General features: G+C 42.4%; 22 protein-coding genes and 1 other annotated feature. Of the genes, 20 read left to right on the forward strand and 2 right to left on the reverse strand.

Annotated features, from left to right (window positions below):
* The 19 genes from yqfD (at position 1) to ACQVGT_RS08285 (ending at position 19148) form a co-directional block, all read left to right on the forward strand.
* Complete coding sequence (gene yqfD, locus ACQVGT_RS08195; protein WP_015384121.1) at positions 1–1197, forward strand: sporulation protein YqfD; 1197 nt, start codon at positions 1–3, stop codon at positions 1195–1197.
* Positions 1194–2153, forward strand: coding sequence for a PhoH family protein (locus ACQVGT_RS08200; protein ID WP_014477373.1), 960 nt, complete (start codon positions 1194–1196; stop codon positions 2151–2153). Before yqfD ends, ACQVGT_RS08200 begins: the two co-directional genes overlap by 4 nt.
* Positions 2154–2231: 78 nt before the next feature.
* Positions 2232–4367, forward strand: coding sequence for a cyclic-di-AMP phosphodiesterase PgpH (gene pgpH, locus ACQVGT_RS08205; protein WP_010886570.1), 2136 nt, complete (start codon positions 2232–2234; stop codon positions 4365–4367).
* Positions 4368–4841, forward strand: a complete 474-nt coding sequence (ybeY, locus tag ACQVGT_RS08210; RefSeq protein ID WP_003230039.1) for an rRNA maturation RNase YbeY — start codon at positions 4368–4370, stop codon at positions 4839–4841.
* Complete coding sequence (locus ACQVGT_RS08215) at positions 4822–5193, forward strand: diacylglycerol kinase family protein (protein ID WP_015384119.1); 372 nt, start codon at positions 4822–4824, stop codon at positions 5191–5193. Before ybeY ends, ACQVGT_RS08215 begins: the two co-directional genes overlap by 20 nt.
* Positions 5194–5311: 118 nt before the next feature.
* Entirely contained in the window at positions 5312–5722 is a 411-nt protein-coding gene (locus ACQVGT_RS08220) for a cytidine deaminase (protein ID WP_003230049.1), read from the forward strand.
* The gene (gene era / locus ACQVGT_RS08225; RefSeq protein WP_003230051.1) at positions 5703–6608 is read left to right on the forward strand and encodes a GTPase Era; all 906 of its coding nucleotides are present in this window, start codon (positions 5703–5705) and stop codon (positions 6606–6608) included. The genes ACQVGT_RS08220 and era overlap by 20 nt, the downstream gene beginning before the upstream one ends.
* Positions 6609–6755: 147 nt before the next feature.
* Positions 6756–6899 carry a YqzL family protein gene (locus tag ACQVGT_RS08230; RefSeq protein ID WP_003230053.1) on the forward strand — a complete coding sequence of 48 codons (144 nt, stop codon included), beginning with the start codon at positions 6756–6758 and terminating at the stop codon, positions 6897–6899.
* A gap of 36 nt (positions 6900–6935) precedes the next feature.
* Positions 6936–7703: a DNA repair protein RecO gene (gene recO, locus ACQVGT_RS08235; RefSeq protein ID WP_015384118.1), complete on the forward strand. Its 768-nt coding sequence runs from the start codon at positions 6936–6938 to the stop codon at positions 7701–7703.
* Between the two features lie 39 nt (positions 7704–7742).
* Positions 7743–7918 (forward strand) — a binding site (T-box leader).
* An 82-nt stretch (positions 7919–8000) separates the two neighbouring features.
* A complete protein-coding gene (glyQ, locus tag ACQVGT_RS08240) occupies positions 8001–8888 on the forward strand; it encodes a glycine--tRNA ligase subunit alpha (RefSeq protein WP_003226213.1) in 888 nt (295 codons plus the stop codon).
* Positions 8881–10920 carry a glycine--tRNA ligase subunit beta gene (gene glyS / locus ACQVGT_RS08245; RefSeq protein WP_015384117.1) on the forward strand — a complete coding sequence of 680 codons (2040 nt, stop codon included), beginning with the start codon at positions 8881–8883 and terminating at the stop codon, positions 10918–10920. The genes glyQ and glyS overlap by 8 nt, the downstream gene beginning before the upstream one ends.
* A gap of 132 nt (positions 10921–11052) precedes the next feature.
* Positions 11053–11691 carry a transcriptional regulator CcpN gene (ccpN, locus tag ACQVGT_RS08250; RefSeq protein WP_003237058.1) on the forward strand — a complete coding sequence of 213 codons (639 nt, stop codon included), beginning with the start codon at positions 11053–11055 and terminating at the stop codon, positions 11689–11691.
* A 25-nt stretch (positions 11692–11716) separates the two neighbouring features.
* Positions 11717–12529: a pyruvate, water dikinase regulatory protein gene (locus ACQVGT_RS08255; protein ID WP_003230064.1), complete on the forward strand. Its 813-nt coding sequence runs from the start codon at positions 11717–11719 to the stop codon at positions 12527–12529.
* Between the two features lie 253 nt (positions 12530–12782).
* Positions 12783–13277 carry a YaiI/YqxD family protein gene (locus tag ACQVGT_RS08260; RefSeq protein ID WP_015384116.1) on the forward strand — a complete coding sequence of 165 codons (495 nt, stop codon included), beginning with the start codon at positions 12783–12785 and terminating at the stop codon, positions 13275–13277.
* Positions 13278–13310: 33 nt separating this feature from the next.
* A complete protein-coding gene (dnaG, locus tag ACQVGT_RS08265; RefSeq protein WP_015384115.1) occupies positions 13311–15122 on the forward strand; it encodes a DNA primase in 1812 nt (603 codons plus the stop codon).
* A gap of 198 nt (positions 15123–15320) precedes the next feature.
* A complete protein-coding gene (rpoD, locus tag ACQVGT_RS08270) occupies positions 15321–16436 on the forward strand; it encodes an RNA polymerase sigma factor RpoD (RefSeq protein ID WP_003226225.1) in 1116 nt (371 codons plus the stop codon).
* Between the two features lie 328 nt (positions 16437–16764).
* On the forward strand, positions 16765–17127 hold the full coding sequence (gene cccA, locus ACQVGT_RS08275) for a cytochrome c550 (RefSeq protein ID WP_003230068.1): 363 nt from the start codon (positions 16765–16767) through the stop codon (positions 17125–17127).
* 256 nt (positions 17128–17383) lie between these two features.
* Positions 17384–18034: a tRNA (adenine(22)-N(1))-methyltransferase TrmK gene (gene trmK, locus ACQVGT_RS08280; protein WP_014480286.1), complete on the forward strand. Its 651-nt coding sequence runs from the start codon at positions 17384–17386 to the stop codon at positions 18032–18034.
* The gene (locus tag ACQVGT_RS08285; RefSeq protein WP_015384113.1) at positions 18027–19148 is read left to right on the forward strand and encodes a Nif3-like dinuclear metal center hexameric protein; all 1122 of its coding nucleotides are present in this window, start codon (positions 18027–18029) and stop codon (positions 19146–19148) included. The genes trmK and ACQVGT_RS08285 overlap by 8 nt, the downstream gene beginning before the upstream one ends.
* Positions 19149–19170: 22 nt before the next feature.
* On the opposite strand, the gene ACQVGT_RS08290 is transcribed toward ACQVGT_RS08285, so the two are convergent.
* Together ACQVGT_RS08290 and ACQVGT_RS08295 are read right to left on the reverse strand one after the other, a co-directional pair.
* Positions 19171–20115 (reverse strand): 4-hydroxy-3-methylbut-2-enyl diphosphate reductase, encoded by a 945-nt coding sequence (locus ACQVGT_RS08290; RefSeq protein WP_014477361.1) that lies wholly within the window; start codon positions 20113–20115, stop codon positions 19171–19173.
* A gap of 122 nt (positions 20116–20237) precedes the next feature.
* Positions 20238–20981, reverse strand: a complete 744-nt coding sequence (locus ACQVGT_RS08295) for a YqfQ family protein (protein WP_015483444.1) — start codon at positions 20979–20981, stop codon at positions 20238–20240.
* Positions 20982–21149: 168 nt separating this feature from the next.
* Between ACQVGT_RS08295 and cshB the strand changes: the two genes are divergently transcribed.
* On the forward strand, positions 21150–22466 hold the full coding sequence (cshB, locus tag ACQVGT_RS08300; protein WP_015483443.1) for a DEAD-box ATP-dependent RNA helicase CshB: 1317 nt from the start codon (positions 21150–21152) through the stop codon (positions 22464–22466).
* The last annotated feature ends 4 nt before the right edge of the window (positions 22467–22470 follow it).

A 22470-nucleotide genomic window follows, 5' to 3' on the forward strand; every position in this document is an offset into this window, starting at 1 on the left:
GTGAAAAATAAATGGCTGTCTTTTTTTTCGGGTAAGGTCCAGCTTGAATTGACGGGAAGAGGGATTGAGCGGCTCCTTAATGAATGCACAAGACAGGGGATTCCGGTCTTTCATGTCAAAAAAAAGAAAGAAGCCGTATCGTTATATATACAGCTTCAGGATGTACATGCCTTTCGGCGGGTGAGAAGTAAATTTAAATGTAAAGCCCGATTTATCAATCGGAAGGGTTTTCCCTTCCTGTTGCTGAAATCAAAGCTGAATATAGGGTTTACGATCGGTTTTGCGATTTTTTTCATCCTTTTGTTTTTGCTGTCCAATATGGTGTGGAAAATTGATGTGACAGGCGCTAAGCCTGAAACAGAACATCAAATGAGGCAGCATCTTAATGAAATCGGCGTCAAAAAGGGCCGTCTGCAGTTTTTAATGATGTCGCCCGAAAAAATACAGAAATCATTAACCAATGGAATAGACAATATCACTTGGGTCGGAGTTGATCTGAAGGGGACGACCATTCACATGAAAGTTGTGGAGAAAAATGAGCCCGAAAAAGAAAAGTATGTTAGCCCGCGCAATATTGTCGCCAAAAAGAAAGCAACCATTACGAGAATGTTTGTGCAAAAAGGACAGCCCATGGCTGCCATACACGATCATGTTGAAGAGGGTCAGCTGCTTGTTTCGGGACTGATCGGCAGCGAAGACCATCAGCAAGAAGTTGCCTCAAAAGCAGAAATTTACGGAGAAACCTGGTATAGATCAGAAGTGACAGTCCCGCTTGAAACATTATTTAACGTCTATACGGGCAAAGTAAGGACAAAGCACAAGCTTTCTTTTGGTTCTTTGGCAATCCCGATCTGGGGGATGACGTTTAAAAAAGAGGAATTGAAGCATCCAAAAACAGAACAAGAAAAGCATTCGCTTCATTTTCTCGGATTTAAGCTCCCTGTATCCTATGTCAAAGAGCAAACGAGAGAAAGTGAAGAGGCTTTACGAAAATATACGAAAGAAGAAGCAGTTCAAGAAGGCATTAAATTGGGTAAACAGGATGTAGAGGATAAAATAGGCGAAAACGGCGAGGTGAAAAGTGAAAAAGTTTTGCACCAGACTGTTGAGAATGGTAAAGTAAAGTTGATTATTCTCTACCAAGTTATAGAAGATATCGTTCAAACCACACCTATTGTCAGGGAGACTGAAGAATGACAGAACATTTACTTGCGATGAATCAAAAACTGAAAAACCCGGACGAGGCGCTTTCACTCTTCGGGAACCAAGATTCTTTTTTGAAATTGATGGAGAAAGATCTGAATGTAAATATCATTACGCGCGGCGAGACGATTTATGTTTCAGGCGATGATGAATCGTTTCAGATTGCAGACAGGCTGCTGGGATCGCTCCTCGCTTTAATTCGCAAGGGGATAGAGATCTCTGAACGTGATGTGATTTACGCCATCAAAATGGCAAAGAAGAATGAACTTGAATACTTTGAAAGCATGTATGAAGAAGAAATTACAAAAAACGCAAAAGGCAAATCAATCCGTGTAAAAACAATGGGGCAGCGGGAATACGTGGCCGCTATGAAGCGGAATGACCTTGTATTCGGCATTGGTCCGGCGGGAACCGGGAAAACGTACCTGGCTGTCGTAAAAGCAGTCCATGCTTTAAAAAACGGACATATCAAAAAAATCATTTTAACAAGACCTGCCGTGGAAGCTGGTGAAAGCCTTGGTTTTCTCCCAGGTGACCTAAAAGAAAAAGTAGATCCTTATTTGCGCCCGCTGTATGACGCTCTCCATGATGTGCTTGGGGCAGATCATACAGAACGTCTGATGGAAAGAGGCATCATTGAAATTGCTCCGCTCGCATATATGAGGGGACGGACGCTCGATGATGCTTATGTTATACTTGATGAAGCACAGAATACCACGCCTGCTCAAATGAAAATGTTTTTGACGAGACTGGGTTTTGGCTCTAAAATGATCATTACAGGTGACGTTAGCCAAATTGATCTGCCGAAAGGCGTCAAATCGGGACTTGCAGTAGCGAAGGAGATGCTGAAAGGAATAGACGGCATTTCTATGATTGAGCTAGACCAGACAGACGTGGTCAGACATCCGCTTGTTGCGAAAATTATTGAAGCATACGATAAGCAAAATTAATGCTGAATGACCCGATCGCGCGTTATCGGGTCATTTTTATGATTGCTTATGGGCTTGATGTTTCAAGAGGAGGTTCTTGTGTTGAAAAAGAAGGCTAAGACCAAAAGCAGCTCAAAAAAATGGAGCAGTTTTAAAAATGCCCGCTCCATGCATGTACTGCTGTATCTTCTGCTGGCTGCCATTATGTTTGCTTTGCTCTTTGTACATGTTAAGCCGGAAACACTTGATTTAGACCTGTTTTCAGTCAGCGACAAGACCATTTACGCTCCGGCAACCGTAGAAGATCAAAAAGCCACAGAGGAAAAAAAGCAAGCCGCTGAGGACGCGGTTGAAGATCAATATACATTAAAAAAAGAATATACAGACAATCGGATTGACCTTGTGTCATCAATATTCGACAGTATTAGTGAAGTGAAAAAATCATCGGAAGAAGGCAGCAAATCACCATCGGAAAAATCAATGGTCAAATCCGTAAAGGATAAATTGACGTCAGATGTGAATGATTCCATATCCGAGGATTCCATCAAGACATTGCTGAAAGCAGACAGTGAAGACTTTTCTTTTGTCAGAGATACGGTCATTACCGCAGTAAATACGGTCATGAGCAGTGAAATCCCTTCGGATAAACTATCTGATGCAAAGGATAAGGTAGAAAAAGAGCTAAAGAGCAATTCTATTCCGTCTAAATACTTGGGAGCCGCGACAGAAATCGGGCGTTTTGCTATTATTCCGAATTACGTCTTCGATCCGAAAGCAACAGAGGCAAAACGGCAGGAAGCCTCAGATAATGTCCAGCAGGTTCAAATCAAACAGGGACAAGTGCTCGTGGAAGAAAATGACCTCATTGATCGGGAAGTGTACAGGAAACTTGAGCTGACCGGGTTATTAAATAACTCAAATCTCTTTAAACCGATCAGCGGGCTATTGATTATGATCGGACTTTTCATTGCAACACTTGTATATTATTTTGAAAAACAGAAACAAAATCTGAAGTTTAAAAATCAATCCATTCTGTTATTCTCGATTATCACAACACTTTTGCTTGTGATCATGGAGGTTGTCAGTTTGTTTCAGAAGATGGAGTATAATAATATCGGCTATCTGGTCCCCATTGCGGCCGGCGCCATCTTAATCAAACTGCTGATGAATGAACGCATTGCCATTTTGGGAAGTATCATTCTTGCGATTTGCGGAAGTATGATGTTTAATCAGGGTGTGACAGGAACATTCAATTATGTCATAGGGATTTATTATTTGATCAGCGGCATTTCAGGTGTATTATTTTTAGGAAAACACAATGCAAGATCAAAGATTTTGCAGACCGGACTTTTCGTGGCGTTTATTAATATGGTTGTCGTTCTATCCTTATTATTGATCCAGAACACTGCGCTATCGGGTCTTGAAATCGGCACGTTAATGCTCATGGGGGTTGTGTCGGGGTTTGCTTCATCTGTATTGATCATCGGCCTGATGCCGTTTTTTGAGACGGGCTTTGGCATTTTATCCACCATGAGGCTGCTCGAGCTGTCTAATCCTAACCATCCGCTATTGCGCAAAATACTGACGGAAACACCAGGTACATATCATCACAGTGTAATGGTTGCCAATTTATCAGAGGCAGCCTGTGAAGCGGTTGGGGCTAATGGTTTGCTTGCAAGAGTCGGCGCATATTATCACGATCTCGGAAAAACAAAGCGCCCGCAATATTTTATTGAAAACCAAATGAATATTGACAATCCGCATGACAAGCTGTCACCTCAGTTGAGTAAAAATATTATTATCTCGCATACGACAGACGGTGCGAATATGCTGAGAAGCTATAAATTTCCGAAAGAGCTTGTCGATATTGCTGAGCAACATCATGGAACCTCGCTTTTAAAGTTTTTTTACTATAAAGCGAAGGAAAAAGGCGACCAGATTACAGAGGAAGAGTTCCGTTATCCGGGGCCGAAGCCGCAGTCAAAGGAAGCCGCAATTATATCAGTGGCCGACAGTGTTGAAGCGGCCGTCAGATCCATGCATAATCCCAATCCTGAACGAATTGAAAAGCTTGTCCGGGGTATTATATCCGATAAGCTTCAGGACGGACAGTTCAGTGAGTGCGATTTGACATTTAAAGAGCTGGATACAATCGCAAAAACGCTCTGTGCAACATTAAAAGGAATTTTCCACTCCCGGATTGAATATCCGGAGGCTACTAAGAAGGTGAAATAGATGAGTTTACTGATTGATATCGTTGATGAAACAGGAAGCGTCTCAGAAGAGATGCTCAAAGAAGTAGAAAATCTGCTTCAATTTGCCGCTGAGCGTGAAGGCGTTCAGGATCAGGCTGAAGTTTCTGTCACGATTGTTTCCAATGATGACATACATCAGATTAACAAAGAATACCGGGGAAAGGATGCTCCGACAGATGTCATCTCATTTGCTCTTGAAGAAGAGGGAGAAGGCGAGATCGAAATCGTGGGCGCTGAAATGCCTCCGGTTTTAGGTGATATTATCATTAGTGCCGATCGCACAAGAGAGCAGGCAGAGGAGTATAATCATTCTTTTAAAAGAGAGCTCGGATTTCTAGCTGTACACGGATTTCTGCACCTTTTAGGATATGACCATATGACGAAAGAGGAAGAAGAGGAGATGTTTACTAAGCAAAAGGAATTGCTGGACGCTTATGGACTCAAAAGATCATAGAAATGAGCTGAAGCGATTCTTCAAAAGCTTCGTGCATGCAGGCCGGGGCATCTGGGAAACAGCGCGGACGGAGCGGAATTTCCAATTTCATGCCGCAGCCGCCTGCGCTGTTCTCATTTGCGGCTTCCTTGTAGAGCTCAGCATGATTGAGTGGATGATTATATTCCTTTTGATTGGCGGTATGTTTTCGCTTGAGCTTTTAAATACAGCCATTGAACATACGGTTGATTTAATAACTGACAAACATCACCCTCTTGCTAAAGCGGCCAAGGACGCTGCCGCCGGGGCTGTTTGCGTTTTTGCCGTGATTTCGTGTATCATTGGTTTACTTATTTTTTTGCCAAAGCTGTAATGGCTGAAAATTCTTACATTTATTTTACATTTTTAGAAATGGGCGTGAAAAAAAGCGCGCGATTATGTAAAATATAAAGTGATAGCGGTACCATTATAGGTAAGAGAGGAATGTACACATGAACAGACAAGAATTAATAACAGAAGCTTTAAAAGCGCGTGATATGGCATATGCGCCGTATTCCAAATTCCAAGTAGGAGCCGCTCTTCTTACCAAGGATGGAAAAGTGTACAGAGGCTGCAACATTGAGAACGCGGCATACAGCATGTGCAATTGCGCCGAGCGTACGGCTTTATTTAAAGCTGTTTCTGAAGGGGATACAGAGTTTCAGATGCTGGCCGTTGCGGCTGACACCCCTGGACCGGTATCTCCGTGCGGAGCCTGCCGCCAGGTGATTTCTGAGCTTTGCACAAAAGACGTTATTGTCGTACTAACTAATTTACAAGGACAAATAAAAGAAATGACTGTGGAAGAATTATTGCCAGGCGCATTTTCATCGGAGGATTTACATGACGAACGAAAGCTTTAAATCAGGATTTGTATCCATTATTGGAAGACCAAACGTAGGAAAATCTACATTTTTGAACAGAGTCATTGGACAAAAAATCGCGATCATGAGCGATAAGCCCCAAACGACGAGAAACAAGGTGCAAGGAGTACTGACGACAGGCACATCACAAACCATTTTTATTGACACACCAGGGATTCATAAACCTAAGCATAAACTTGGGGACTTTATGATGAAAGTGGCGCAAAATACATTAAAAGAAGTCGATTTGATCTTGTTTATGATCAATGCTGAGGAAGGCTACGGGAAGGGCGACGAATTTATCATTGAGAAATTGCAGACGATGTCTACGCCTGTATTCTTAATCGTAAACAAAATTGATAAAATTCATCCCGACCAATTGCTTCTGCTAATTGACGAATACCGCAAACGTTATCCTTTTAAGGAAATTGTTCCGATTTCTGCTTTAGAAGGAAATAACATCGAAACATTGCTCGCTCAGATTGAAGCGTATTTGCCGGAAGGGCCGCAATTCTATCCGAGTGACCAGGTAACTGACCACCCTGAACGATTTATCATTTCTGAATTAATCAGGGAAAAGGTGCTGCATTTGACGAGAGAAGAAATCCCGCACAGCATTGCGGTGGCCATCGAATCCATCAAAGGGCAGGACAACGGTTCTGTGCACGTAGCGGCAACGATTGTGGTCGAGCGGGATTCCCAGAAAGGCATCGTGATCGGTAAAAAAGGAAGCCTTCTAAAAGAGGTTGGAAAAAGAGCGAGAGCGGATATTGAAGCACTGTTGGGCTCCCGTGTCTACCTTGAATTGTGGGTGAAAGTGCAGAAAGACTGGCGTAATAAAATGTCCCAGCTTCGCGATTTTGGCTTTAAAGAGGACGAATATTAATCTCTTGCTGTGTGTGTCATTATCTCACAGGAACAGGGATACATTAGCAAATTTTGTTTAACATGAAATGGAGGACATCTGGTCAAGATAAAGGTAAGAATTTGGAGTTTAGGTAAGCTAGTTTAACTACAGAAAGGTGGGTTTCTTGTGTTGAATTTTACCTGGAACGTATTTTCTCAAACAGGAAATGTTGATACGTATCTTCTTTTTAAAGAACTGGAAAAAGAGAACATGGAAAGACCCGAAGAACTAGAAGATGAGCTAGCCCGATTTGATTATCCAATTTTATAAACCTCTTGGCCGCTCCTGCTTGAGGAAGGTGCGGAAATGCTGACAAAATGTGAAGGAATCGTTCTTCGCACAAATGATTACGGAGAGACGAATAAAATCGTAACTTTATTGACAAGAGAACACGGAAAAATAGGTGTTATGGCACGAGGCGCCAAAAAACCGAACAGCCGTTTATCAGCAGTCAGCCAGCCCTTTTTGTATGGTTCTTTCTTAATGCAAAAAACATCGGGCCTCGGAACGCTTCAGCAGGGGGAAATGATCCTCAGCATGAGAGGCATCAGGGAAGACTTGTTTTTAACAGCATATGCTGCCTATATTGCTGAGTTAGTCGACAGAGGCACAGAAGAAAAAAAGTCAAATCCTTATTTATTTGAATTCATACTAGAATCATTAAAACAGCTGAATGAAGGAACAGATCCGGATGTTATCACCTTCATTGTTCAAATGAAGATGCTCGGTGTCATGGGCCTGTATCCTGAGCTGAATCATTGTGTACATTGTAAAAGCCAAGACGGAACCTTTCATTTCTCTGTTCGTGATAATGGTTTTATATGCCACCGCTGTTTTGAAAAAGATCCTTACAGGATACCGATTAAACCGCAAACGGCAAGGCTGTTAAGACTCTTTTACTATTTTGATCTGTCGAGACTCGGCAATGTGTCCTTAAAAGAGGAAACAAAAGCTGAATTAAAGCAAGTGATTGATTTATATTACGAAGAATATTCGGGATTGTATTTAAAATCAAAGCGCTTTTTAGATCAAATGGAAAGCATGAAACATCTTATGGGTGAAAACAAAAGTTGACATTTGGTCCATCTTTTTATATGATCATTTATTATAAAATATGTTGCAGTGAGAGAAAGAAGTACTTGCGTTTACCTCATGAAAGCGACCTTAGGGCGGTGTAAGCTAAGGATGAGCACGCAACGAAAGGCATTCTTGAGCAATTTTAAAAAAAGAGGCTGGGATTTTGTTCTCAGCAACTAGGGTGGAACCGCGGGAGAACTCTCGTCCCTATGTTTGCGGCTGGCAAGCATAGAGACGGGAGTTTTTTGGTTGCTGCCGCAGTCAACTTATGAAAGAAAAGTGGAGGTGCTTGAAATGAATATTCAAGACATGATTCTAACCTTGCAAAAGCATTGGTCCAGTCAGGGCTGTGTGCTTATGCAGGCTTACGATGTAGAAAAAGGAGCCGGCACGATGAGCCCGTATACATTTTTGCGCAGTATCGGCCCTGAACCGTGGAAAGTGGCTTATGTAGAGCCTTCCAGACGTCCTGCAGACGGCCGCTACGGGGAGAACCCGAACAGACTGTATCAACATCATCAGTTTCAGGTCATTATTAAACCGTCTCCTGATAACATTCAAGAGTTGTATTTGGATTCCTTGCGTGCTCTTGGAATTGATCCGCTTGAGCACGATATTCGCTTTGTTGAAGACAACTGGGAGAATCCGTCTTTAGGCTGCGCGGGTCTAGGCTGGGAAGTTTGGCTTGACGGAATGGAAATAACACAATTTACGTATTTCCAGCAGGTCGGGGGATTAGAGTGTAAACCCGTTTCTGTAGAGATTACGTATGGAATTGAGCGTCTCGCGTCTTATATCCAGGATAAAGAAAACGTGTTTGACTTGGAATGGACGTCAGGGTTTACAGTAAAAGATTTATTCATGATGGCCGAATATGAGCATTCTGTTTATACGTTTGAAACATCAGACGTCGATATGCTGTTCCAATTGTTCAGCACATATGAAAAAGAAGCGATCAAGCAAATGGATAACGGACTTGTTCATCCAGCATATGACTATGTGCTGAAATGCTCGCACACCTTCAATCTGCTTGACGCCAAAGGTGCGATCTCTGTTACCGAGCGGACGGGCTATATCGCAAGAGTGCGGAATTTAGCTAGAAAAGTAGCAAAAACCTATTATGAGGAACGAGAAAAACTAGGGTTCCCAATGCTTAAAGGGGAGGGTTCTTCTCATGAGTAAACAGGATTTACTTTTAGAGATCGGATTAGAGGAAATGCCGGCGCGCTTTTTGAATGAAAGCATGGTTCAGCTTGGCGACAAGCTGACAGGCTGGCTTAAAGAAAAAAATATTACTCACGGTGAAGTGAAACTATTCAATACACCGAGACGTCTTGCTGTGTTCGTTAAGGATGTCGCAGAAAAGCAGGATGATATAAAAGAAGAAGCAAAAGGGCCTGCGAAAAAAATTGCCCTTGATGCGGACGGGAACTGGACAAAAGCGGCAATCGGCTTTTCAAAAGGCCAAGGCGCGAATGTGGAAGACCTGTACATCAAAGAAGTAAAAGGCATAGAGTATGTATTCGTGCAAAAATTCCAAGCTGGCCAAGAAACGAAGTCGCTTCTGCCAGAATTGAGCGGTTTAATTACAAGCTTGCATTTCCCGAAAAACATGCGCTGGGGAAATGAAGATTTGCGTTATATCCGACCGATCAAATGGATTGTCGCATTATTTGGACAGGATGTCATTCCATTTTCGATCACAAACGTTGAGTCTGGACGGACAACACAGGGACACCGTTTCCTCGGACATGAAGTGTCAATTGAATCACCTTCAGCTTATGAAGAGCAGCTGAAAGAACAGCATGTTATTGCTGATCCTAGCGTCCGAAAGCAAATGATTCAATCTCAGCTGGAAACAATGGCTGATGAAAACAATTGGAGCATTCCAGTTGACGAAGACCTTCTTGATGAAGTGAATCATTTAGTAGAATACCCGACAGCTCTTTACGGTTCATTTGAATCCGAGTTTCTGTCAATTCCTGAAGAAGTGCTTGTCACGACAATGAAAGAGCATCAGCGCTACTTCCCTGTCAAAGACAAAAACGGTGACCTGCTGCCTCACTTTATCACAGTCCGAAACGGCAACAGCCACGCGATTGAAAATGTGGCCCGAGGCAATGAAAAAGTGCTGCGCGCACGTTTATCTGATGCTTCATTCTTCTACAAGGAAGATCAGAAACTAAACATTGATGCAAATGTGAAGAAGCTTGAAAATATCGTTTTCCATGAAGAGCTTGGTTCTCTTGCTGATAAGGTTAGAAGAGTCACATCAATCGCAGAGAAACTTGCCGTTCGTCTTCAGGCTGATGAAGATACATTAAAACATGTGAAGCGGGCTGCTGAAATTTCTAAATTCGACCTTGTGACGCATATGATATATGAATTCCCTGAACTTCAAGGAATTATGGGCGAAAAGTATGCGAGAATGCTTGGCGAAGATGAAGCTGTGGCTGCGGCAGTCAATGAACATTATATGCCTAGATCAGCGGGCGGAGAAACACCTTCTACTTTCACCGGAGCTGTTGTAGCAATGGCGGATAAGCTTGACACAATCGCTTCATTCTTCTCTATCGGCGTAATTCCGACCGGTTCCCAGGACCCTTACGGACTGCGCCGCCAAGCAAGCGGTATTGTTGCGATTCTTCTTGACCGCAACTGGGGAATTTCATTTGAAGAGCTGCTTACTTTCGTACAAACCGATAAAGAAAATGAACTGCTGGATTTCTTCACTCAGCGCTTGAAATATGTCTTGAATGCTGAACAAATCAGACATGATGTCATTGACGCCGTGCTGGAAAGCTCTGAGCTTGAGCCGTACTCTGCGCTGCATAAAGCACAAGTACTGGAGCAAAAGCTTGGTGCACCTGGTTTTAAGGAAACAGCCGAAGCGTTAGGCCGAGTGATCTCTATCAGCAAAAAAGGAGTCCGCGGAGACATTCAGCCTGATCTGTTTGAAAATGAATACGAAGCAAAACTGTTTGATGCCTACCAAACAGCGAAGCAAAATCTGCAGGAAAACTTCAGCAAAAAAGATTATGAGGCGGCGCTTGCTTCACTTGCAGCCTTAAAAGAACCGATCGATGCTTACTTCGATCATACAATGGTTATAGCGGATAATGAGTCATTAAAGGCAAATCGTTTAGCGCAAATGGTAAGCTTGGCGGATGAGATCAAGTCCTTTGCGAATATGAATGCCCTTATTGTAAAATAAAGAGAGAAAAGGCGGTTGCTGTGTGATCGGTAATCGTCTTTTCCCCATTTATAAGTTTTTTGTTTGATTACAAGATATTTACGTTATAATATGGATTATTATTTCTTTACATAGCTATGAAGTGAAAAGGTGGTGAGTACGATCGAACTAAATAAACGGCAAGAACATATTTTGCAGATTGTAAAAGAAAACGGGCCGATTACAGGGGAGCATATTGCAGAAAAGCTGAACCTAACCAGGGCGACATTGCGCCCGGATTTAGCCATACTCACCATGTCAGGATTCCTCGAGGCGCGCCCGAGAGTCGGTTATTTCTATACGGGAAAAACCGGCACGCAGCTTTTGGCGGATAAACTCAAAAAGCTTCAGGTGAAAGACTTTCAATCTATCCCCGTAGTGATTCACGAAAACGTTTCTGTGTACGATGCGATTTGCACCATGTTTTTAGAAGATGTAGGTACTCTGTTTGTGGTGGACCGCGATGCTGTTTTAGTCGGGGTGCTTTCACGAAAAGACTTGCTCAGAGCGAGCATTGGCCAGCAGGAGCTTACATCGGTCCCTGTTCACATCATCATGACAAGGATGCCGAACATTACGGTGTGCAGACGCGAGGATTATGTGATGGACATTGCAAAGCACTTAATAGAAAAACAAATTGATGCACTTCCTGTCATCAAAGACACCGATAAAGGCTTTGAAGTGATCGGCAGAGTGACAAAAACAAATATGACCAAAATACTTGTCAGTTTATCTGAAAATGAAATCCTATAAGATTGCAAACTAACGGGGGGATAATATGAATAACCGCATCATCTATGTTGTATCGGATTCCGTCGGTGAAACGGCTGAATTGGTAGTAAAAGCAGCACTCAGCCAATTTAACGGATCGGCGGATGATACTCATGTAAGAAGAATTCCTTATGTTGAAGATATAGGCACTATCAATGAAGTGATTTCACTTGCAAAGGCAGACGGGGGCATTATCTGTTTTACACTCGTGGTGCCCGAAATCAGAGAATATTTGATAGCCGAAGCGGAAAAAGCAAATGTTTTATATTATGATATTATCGGCCCGTTGATTGATAAAATGGAAACAGCCTACGGTTTAACAGCGAAATACGAACCGGGGCGGGTGCGCCAGCTTGATGAAGATTATTTCAAAAAAGTGGAGGCCATCGAGTTTGCAGTTAAATACGATGATGGACGTGATCCAAGAGGGATTTTAAAAGCTGATATCGTTTTGATCGGCGTGTCAAGAACGTCTAAAACACCGCTGTCTCAATATCTCGCACACAAACGCCTGAAGGTTGCCAATGTTCCGATTGTACCGGAGGTTGATCCGCCGGAAGAACTCTTTAACGTTGATCCGAAAAAATGCATCGGTTTAAAGATTAGCCCTGATAAACTGAATCATATCAGAAAAGAACGCTTAAAATCACTCGGGCTTAATGATAAAGCGATTTATGCAAATATCAATAGAATCAAAGAGGAACTCGAGTATTTTGAAAAGATTGTGGATCGGATCGGCTGCCAGGTTGTTGATGTTTCAAATAAAGCGGTTGAGGAAACAGCAAATATTATCCATCATCTCAAAACAAAAAACATATAACTCAGGACGCTCTATCCTGGGTTTTTGGCTGTGCCAAAAGGGAATAATGAAAAACAATAGCATCTTTGTGAAGTTTGTATTATAATAAAAAATTGTGATAAAATGATTAATTTTAGGTTTAAGGATCGTGTGATACGAATAAACTATTATGGGTAAGATGTCAAGAATTTCTCCCGGAAATTTTTCGACAAATTCATATACATCCACAATAATAAAGGATGTGCGATTTTGCTTGCTTTTATGCAGGAGTTTAATGGAGGGATGGAGAATTACTCTTCTTAATGAACAAGAAAAGACGATTTTTGTCGATGCTGATGCTTGTCCGGTAAAAGATGAAATTTTACAAACAGCATCCGAGTATGAAGTTCAAGTTCTTTTTGTCGCTTCATTTGAACATTATCAGCTTTCCAGAAGCAATGAAGAAAAATGGAAGTATGTTGATCCTCATAAAGAAGCTGCTGATTTATATATTGCAAATCACGTAAAACCGGGAGATATCGTTGTGACGCAGGACATCGGATTAGCATCTCTGCTGTTGAACAGAAATGTCTCTGTTATGTCGGAAAGAGGTCGTCTTTACAAAGAAGATGCGATTGATTTTGCTCTAGAGGGCCGTCATTTTTCCGGCAAACAAAGAAGAAAAGGCGTATATGCCAAAGGGCCTAAAAAATTGAATAAAGAAGATCGAGAACGATTTATTACACTGCTGCAAAAAATCCTGTCGAACGATGAAGGGATTTTGCACTAAAGCATCGAATAATGTACGACGGAGTGTTATAAGATGGGAAATCGGATACCAGATGAAATTGTGGATCAGGTGCAAAAGTCGGCAGATATCGTTGAAGTCATAGGTGATTATGTTCAATTAAAGAAGCAAGGCCGAAACTACTTTGGACTCTGTCCTTTTCATGGAGAAAGCACACCTTCGTTTTCCGTATCGCCCGACAAACAGATTTTTCATTGCTTTGGCTGCGGAGCGGGCGGCAATGTTTTCTCTTTTTTAAGGCAGATGGAAGGCTATTCTTTTGCCGAGTCGGTTTCTCACCTTGCTGACAAATACCAAATTGATTTTCCAGATGATATAACAGTCCATTCCGGAGCCCGGCCAGAGTCTTCTGGAGAACAAAAAATGGCTGAGGCACATGAGCTCCTGAAGAAATTTTACCATCATTTGTTAATAAATACAAAAGAAGGTCAAGAGGCACTGGATTATCTGCTTTCTAGGGGCTTTACGAAAGAGCTGATTGATGAATTTCAGATTGGCTATGCTCTTGATTCTTGGGACTTTATCACGAAATTCCTTGTAAAGAGGGGATTTAGTGAGGCGCAAATGGAAAAAGCGGGTCTCCTGATCAGACGCGAAGACGGAAGCGGATATTTCGACCGCTTCAGAAACCGTGTCATGTTTCCGATCCATGATCATCACGGGGCTGTTGTTGCTTTCTCAGGCAGGGCTCTTGGCAGCCAGCAGCCTAAGTATATGAACAGTCCTGAAACCCCGCTCTTTCATAAAAGTAAACTGCTTTACAATTTTTATAAGGCCCGCCTTCATATCAGAAAGCAGGAAAGAGCAGTCTTATTTGAAGGGTTTGCTGATGTCATATCGGCCGTAAGCTCGGGTGTAAAAGAAAGCATAGCCACGATGGGAACGTCTCTTACAGATGATCATGTCAAGATCCTGAGAAGAAACGTCGAAGAAATCATTCTTTGCTATGACTCTGATAAAGCCGGTTATGAAGCCACCTTAAAAGCTTCGGAGCTTCTGCAAAAAAAAGGCTGCAAAGTCAGAGTTGCAATGATTCCTGACGGATTGGACCCTGATGATTACATCAAAAAATTCGGCGGGGAAAAATTTAAAAACGACATTATTGACGCCAGTGTCACCGTAATGGCGTTCAAAATGCAATTTTTCCGAAAAGGAAAGAACCTGTCCGATGAAGGCGACCGACTAGCTTACATTAAAGACGTACTGAAAGAAATCAGCACGCTTTCAGGGTCTCTAGAGCAGGAAGTCTATGTAAAGCAGCTTGCTTCAGAGTTTTCGCTTTCACAGGAGTCTTTAACTGAGCAGCTGTCTGTTTTCAGCAAGCAAAACAAACCAGCTGACAATAGCGGTGAAACAAAAATGCGGCGAGCGCATCTGACGACAAAAGCAAGGCAAAAACGTTTGCGTCCGGCGTATGAAAATGCAGAAAGGCTGTTACTCGCTCACATGCTTCGAGATCGGAGCGTCATCAAAAAAGTGATTGACCGGGTAGGGTTTCAATTTAATATTGATGAGCACCGGGCATTAGCCGCCTATCTTTATGCTTTTTATGAAGAGGGAGCCGAGCTGACGCCTCAGCATCTGATGGCCAGGGTGACGGATGATCATATAAGCCAGCTCTTGTCTGATATATTAATGCTTCAGGTTAATCAAGAGCTTAGCGAAGCCGAGTTATCAGATTATGTAAAAAAAGTGTTGAATCAAAGAAATTGGTCAATGATAAAAGAAAAAGAGGCGGAAAGAGCCGAAGCCGAAAGGCAAAAAGATTTTTTAAGAGCTGCTTCTCTGGCTCAAGAAATCGTTACATTGAACCGATCTTTAAAATAACTGGAGAACTGATGAGGAGCATTTATTGGCAATGATTCCTTGCGGAGGAGCAAATAGATCGCTTAACCTCATCATGAATTGTCATTTCATTATTCGCACATTGTTAAAGGCAGTTCACATAGAAAACGCCTGAATGGACCGAATAAGAATCATACCGCTTATAGAATTCGTTGCAAGCTTTGGAAGGAGGGATCCATAATGGCTGATAAACAAACCCACGAGACAGAATTAACATTCGACCAAGTAAAAGAGCAATTAACAGAGTCAGGTAAAAAACGTGGCGTTTTGACATATGAAGAAATTGCTGAGCGTATGTCCAGCTTTGAAATTGAATCAGACCAAATGGATGAGTATTATGAATTTTTAGGTGAACAAGGTGTTGAATTAATTAGTGAGAATGAAGAAACAGAAGATCCTAATATTCAGCAGCTTGCCAAAGCCGAAGAAGAATTTGACCTTAATGACCTAAGTGTACCGCCTGGCGTTAAAATCAATGACCCAGTTCGTATGTATTTAAAGGAAATCGGTCGGGTTAACCTTCTTTCTGCAAAAGAAGAAATCGCCTACGCTCAAAAGATTGAAGAAGGTGACGAAGAATCTAAACGCAGATTGGCTGAAGCGAACCTGCGGCTTGTTGTCAGTATCGCAAAACGGTATGTCGGACGCGGTATGCTGTTCCTTGACCTGATCCAGGAAGGAAACATGGGACTGATGAAAGCCGTTGAAAAATTTGATTATCGCAAAGGTTATAAATTCAGTACGTATGCTACGTGGTGGATCAGACAGGCGATTACACGCGCCATTGCCGATCAGGCGAGAACGATCCGGATTCCCGTTCATATGGTTGAAACCATTAATAAATTAATCCGTGTGCAGCGTCAATTACTGCAAGACTTAGGCAGAGAACCAACACCTGAAGAAATTGCGGAAGATATGGATTTAACGCCTGAAAAAGTACGCGAAATCTTAAAGATTGCTCAAGAACCAGTATCGCTGGAAACACCAATCGGTGAAGAGGATGACTCGCACCTTGGTGATTTCATTGAAGACCAAGAAGCAACTTCACCTTCTGACCACGCCGCATACGAGCTATTGAAAGAGCAGCTGGAAGATGTGCTTGATACGTTAACTGATCGTGAAGAAAATGTATTGCGTCTTCGATTCGGTCTTGATGACGGCCGTACAAGAACATTAGAAGAGGTCGGCAAAGTATTTGGAGTAACGAGAGAGCGTATTCGACAAATCGAAGCCAAAGCGTTGCGGAAACTAAGACATCCTAGCAGAAGTAAACGTTTGAAAGATTTCCTCGAATAAGATGGAACGGGTCTTGAAGATCCGTTCTTCTTTTTTTAAAAAGATATATGGATAATATGCCTTTATTTTACTGAAAAATGATGTCATTTGCAAATGGACATTGTGGTGAAAAATTTCAAAATCTAATTCCATATTTTCTATTGTAAGCGTATACAATACATTATACAATAGAATAAAAAGGATATTAGAGATTTAGGCATGTTTCTATTCAATTTTGTATAAAGTGTGAATAAAAAACTTTTGTATAGCAATCCATTTACTTTTTGTAAAAATAAGTTAGAATTAGAAGTGTTTACATAGGGGGAAGGATCAAAAAGGGGGAAGGGAAATGAAATGGAACCCGCTTATTCCATTTTTGCTGATCGCTGTTTTAGGAATTGGTCTAACTTTCTTTTTATCAGTAAAAGGACTTGATGACTCTCGGGAGATTGCGAGCGGAGGAGAAAGCAAATCTGCTGAAAAGAAAGATGCAAACGCTTCACCAGAAGAAATTTACAAGGCAAACTGCATCGCATGCCACGGTGAAAATTATGAAGGTGTTTCGGGTCCTAGCTTAAAAGGTGTAGGGGATAAGAAAGATGTCGCTGAAATTAAAACAAAGATCGAAAAAGGCGGTAATGGAATGCCTTCCGGTCTTGTTCCGGCCGATAAGCTGGATGATATGGCAGAGTGGGTGTCAAAAATTAAATAAAAGAACCATTTTTCTCTTTATACATTCACAGGCCGCCGAGATGTTCTCGACAGCCTTTTATTTTTGACTGCCGCGTGCAGACCCGCATCAAAAGAAATAATCTCAAAATCATTTGCTTCAGCTTGGATTCCGGGCTGATTTTTTATATGATAGTAAAGGAAAAAATGATTGAGAAAAGTTGTGATGACAAGTGAACGAATTAAAATTATCTAAACGATTGCAAACAGTAGCGGAGTACATACCGAATGGAGCGGTGATGGCCGATATCGGCTCTGATCACGCATACCTTCCTTGTTATGCGGTGCTGAATCATAAAGCCAGCGGGGCGATTGCCGGAGAAATAACAGACGGCCCATTTTTGTCTGCAAAGCGGCAGGTTGAAAAATCAGGCTTAAACTCGCACATTTCTGTAAGGCAGGGAGACGGACTGGAAGTGATTAAAAAAGGTGAAGCTGATGCCATTACGATTGCCGGAATGGGCGGGGCTTTGATCGCTCACATTTTAGAAGCGGGCAAAGACAAATTAACGGGGAAGGAACGGCTCATTTTACAGCCGAATATTCATGCTGTTCATATCAGGGAGTGGCTTTATAAAGAAGGATATGCGCTGATAGATGAGGTAATCCTTGAAGAGGACGGAAAGTGCTATGAGGTGCTGGTAGCAGAAGCGGGAGACAGGGATGCGGCTTATGACGGTATTTCTTTATCAGCCGGGATGCTCGTCGGCCCTTTCTTGGCAAAAGAAAAAAATGCTGTCTTTTTGAAAAAGTGGACACAAGAGCTTCAGCACACTCAAAGCATTTATGAACAGATTAGCCAAGCGGCGGATACAGAGCAAAACAAACAAAAATTAAAGGAGCTCTCCGATCGAATGGAGTTGTTAAAGGAGGTAATCGATCATGGCTAAAAGTGTAAATGGGCAGCAGATCATCCAGCTGTTTGAACAATTTTCCCCGAAAGCCTATGCGGTTGAAGGAGATAAAATCGGCCTGCAAATCGGCACTTTAAACAAACCAATTAAAAATGTGATGGTTACACTTGATGTGTTAGAGAGCGTTATCGATGAAGCGATTGAAAAAGAGGTTGACTTGATTATTGCACATCATCCTCCTATTTTCCGGCCGCTAAAGCATATTTCAACAGATCAGCCTGCCGGAAGGTTAATTGAAAAGTGTTTGAAGCATGATATTGCTGTTTATGCAGCTCATACAAATTTAGACGTTGCGGACGGCGGCGTGAATGATTTGCTTGCTGAAGCATTAGAGCTGAGTGAGACGGAAGTGCTGGCACCTACTTATACGGATCCTCTGAAAAAGCTGGCAGTATACGTGCCGAAGGAATATGAAGAGCAGGTCAGAGCCGCGCTCGGAAATGCGGGGGCCGGCCATATCGGTGAATACAGCCATTGCGCGTTTTCATCTGAAGGGATCGGCAGCTTTAAGCCATTGGATGGAGCCAAGCCTTTTATCGGTGAAGTGGGAGAGCTTGAGCTTGTTCATGAAGTAAGACTTGAGACTGTATTTCCTAAAAGCATCGAAAAAGCTGTTATCAATGCAATGATAAAAAGCCATCCATATGAAGAAGTCGCTTACGATATCTATCCTGTCGAACAGACTCCCGCCGAAAAAGGGCTCGGCCGTGTCGGAACCCTTAAAAATGAGATGACGCTCAAGGAATTCGCTTTATTTGTGAAAGACAAGCTTGACGTCAATGGTGTCAGAATGGTGGGGGATGCTGACAGCATGGTGAAAAAGGTAGCTGTTCTTGGAGGAGATGGAAACAAGTATATTCATCATGCAAAACGAAAGGGAGCCGATGTTTACGTCACAGGGGATTTATACTTCCATGTGGCCCATGATGCGATGATGCTTGGCCTAAATGTGGTTGATCCGGGCCATTACGCGGAAAAAATCATGAAAGAAGGCGTCACGGGAAAACTGACATCAATGTGTAATGATAAAAAGTTTGACGTGAATATCTTTGTTTCTGAAACAGATACAAATCCATTTACATTTCTATAAAAAAACTGAGGCTTTTACAGCCTCAGTTTTTTGCTTTTACTTTTGGAAGTATTTTTTTGAGCGGTATATTATGTTCAGTTGTCCAAGTTGATGGATCTTCGTGATCAAACTGCTCTAAAAAGCGAATGACTTCTTTTGTGATCGGCGTCGGTGTTGAAGCTCCCGCTGTAACTGCAACGGTATTAACGCCTTTCAGCCATTCGAGCTTCAGTTCGCTTAAGTCGCCGATCCGGTATGCTTTTGTCCCGGCTATTTCCTCTGACACTTGAGCAAGCCTATTTGAATTGTTGCTTTTCGGGTCTCCGACAACGATTGTTAAGTCCGCTTTTTTTGCCTGCTCTGATACAGCTTCCTGCCGCACTTGAGTAGCGAGGCAAATCTCTTGGTGATATTCGACATGAGGATATTTTTCTTTGACAAGCTCCATAATGTCGTGAACATCCCATTGAGACATTGTTGTTTGATTCGTCACGATTAACTTCTCTGCTTGGATATCAAGGTTCTTTACATCTTCTTCTGTTTCAACTAAGTGAACGATCTCTGGCGCTACGCCAACGGCTCCCTCAGGCTCTGGATGCCCTTTTTTGCCGATATAGATCACGTGATATCCTTTTTCTTTCATCTCTAAGATTAGATTATGAGTTTTCGTCACATCCGGACATGTAGCATCAATTGCGACTAACCCTTTTTCTTCTGCGATTCTTCTGACTTCGGGAGAAACACCGTGCGCAGTGAAAATGACAGTTCCTTTGTCAACCTGCTTTAAGATGTCCAGACGGTTAGAGCCGTCCAATGTAAAAATCCCTTCCTCTTCAAACGCATCAGTGACGTGTTTATTATGAACAATCATCCCGAGTATATAGATGGGTCTTGGCAAGCTTTTATCTAGTGACGCATTTTTGGCAATGACCATAGCATCAACAACACCATAGCAATAGCCGCGCGGTGAAATTTTAATTACGTCCATTTTCGGTTGTCCTCCAATACTGAAGTGAGTAAAGGCAATATAAAAAGCCGTAATCAAACGGCTCTATTCTTGCATTCTTCTGATCTCATTATAGCCAATCTCACTTCAGATATCAAAGAATGTTAAATATATAATCTCGGTTTTGAACTGCCTGATGTTCTTTTCGGAGCAGGAGAGGCAGCTTCCTTTTTCTTCGGGGCAGATGTTTTTGATTCTTGTTCTTTATTGTCAGTTGTTTTAGATTTCTTTGGGAGAGAAGAACTTTTTGGTTTTGATTTTTTGTTCCCATCTGAGGTTTTTGTTTCAGTCTCTTTTTCTGATGATTCTTCTGAAACGGATTGTTTTTCACTTTCCTCATTGGCCTCTGTCTCAGTTTCATCACTTTTACTTAATTGGCTGTACAGCTTCATCATTGCTGGCAGATTGCGGACTAATGGGCCGTACTGCTGGATCATAGGGGTGACTTGCTGCGCCATGCCGAGTACTTTTTGCACATTTCCAAGCATACTGGATAATGATGCAGGATTGGCGATATTTTGAATGCCTTGCAGGCCAGCACCTCCGCTCGCTACGGCACCTGCTCCTGGAATTCCAGGAACTCCGGCGCTGCCAGCGCCTCCTCCGCCGGGTAGGAACCTTGACAGCATTCCTTTTAAGCCTCCGCCTGCACCTGCACCTGCACCATTTCTCGCTCCGGCATTTGCCTGAGGAAGAAATTGTCCGGCTTGCTGAAAACCTTGCTGCTGTGCTCCAAATGAAGGTCCTCGCATATTAGGCGGTCTTCTGCCCATCATTCGCTGATTTGGCATGGGGCGGGGCGGTCCGGGCTGTGGGTAATTTCTCATTGGCTGCTGCGGTGAAAACATACTTGTACCTCCTTTCAGCTCTCTCTGCTATTAGAATATGCATGGGCTGCGGTATTTGCTTTACATAACTGAATAAAACAAACGCCTTGCAAACGTGGTGTTTTTAAGCAAAATCGGGTATAATGTGATGATGGACACATAATGTGCCGCTTTAAGGAGCTGGGAAAAATGAAAGAAACGAAATTTGAACTTTATGAATTGAAACCATTTATTATAGATGCAGTACATCGCCTTGGTTTTTACGAACCGACTGATATCCAGAAAAGGCTGATTCCTGCAGTGTTAAAAAAAGAAAGCGTCATCGGCCAGTCTCAGACGGGTACCGGAAAGACTCACGCTTATTTACTGCCTTTATTAAACAAAATCGATCCTGCTAAGGATGTCGTTCAGGTAGTCATTACGGCTCCGACAAGAGAGCTAGCCAACCAGATTTATCAGGAAGCGCTTAAAATCACACAAGGTGAGGAAGGCAGTCAGATTCGCTCGAAATGTTTTATCGGAGGCACTGATAAACAAAAATCAATTGATAAATTGAAAATACAGCCGCATCTTGTTGTCGGTACACCCGGACGGATTGCTGACTTGATCAAAGAACAGGCGTTAAGTGTTCATAAAGCGGAATCTCTTGTTATTGATGAAGCGGATTTAATGCTGGACATGGGATTCCTTGCAGATGTAGATTACATCGGTTCCCGCATGCCTGAGGATCTGCAAATGCTTGTGTTCTCAGCGACCATACCGGAAAAGCTGAAACCATTTTTGAAGAAATACATGGAAAATCCGAAATACGCCCATGTGGAGCCAAAACAGGTGACTGCTGCGAAAATCGAGCATATCCTTATTCCTTCGAAACATCGTGACAAGGACAAGCTCCTTTTTGACATCATGTCGCATCTGAATCCATACCTGGGGATTGTGTTTGCCAACACGAAAAATACGGCTGACCATATTGCCCAGTATCTGACTGGCAAAGGCATGAAAATCGGCTTGCTGCACGGCGGATTAACACCACGTGAGCGGAAAAAAGTCATGAAGCAGATCAATGATTTGGAATTCACTTATGTCATTGCAACTGACCTTGCCGCAAGAGGTATTGATATTAAAGGTGTCAGCCATGTTATCAACTATGAGCTGCCGGATGATCTCGATTTCTATGTTCACCGTGTGGGCAGAACGGCTCGTGCCGGCTCATCAGGACAAGCGATGACCATTTATGAACTTACTGATGAGGATGCATTAGTAAGACTTGAAAAAATGGGCATCGAATTTGATTACTTAGAGCTTGAAAAGGGCGAATGGAAAAAAGGCGATGACCGTCAGCGCCGCAAAAAGCGTAAAAAAACGCCGAATGAAGCGGATGAAATTGCTCATCGTCTCGTGAAAAAGCCTAAGAAGGTTAAGCCTGGGTATAAAAAGAAAATGAGCTATGAGATGGAGAAAATCAAGAAAAAACAGAGAAGAAACCAATCTAAGAAAAGAAAGTAGGGGA

Source organism: Bacillus sp. SCT118 (genome assembly GCF_058566435.1).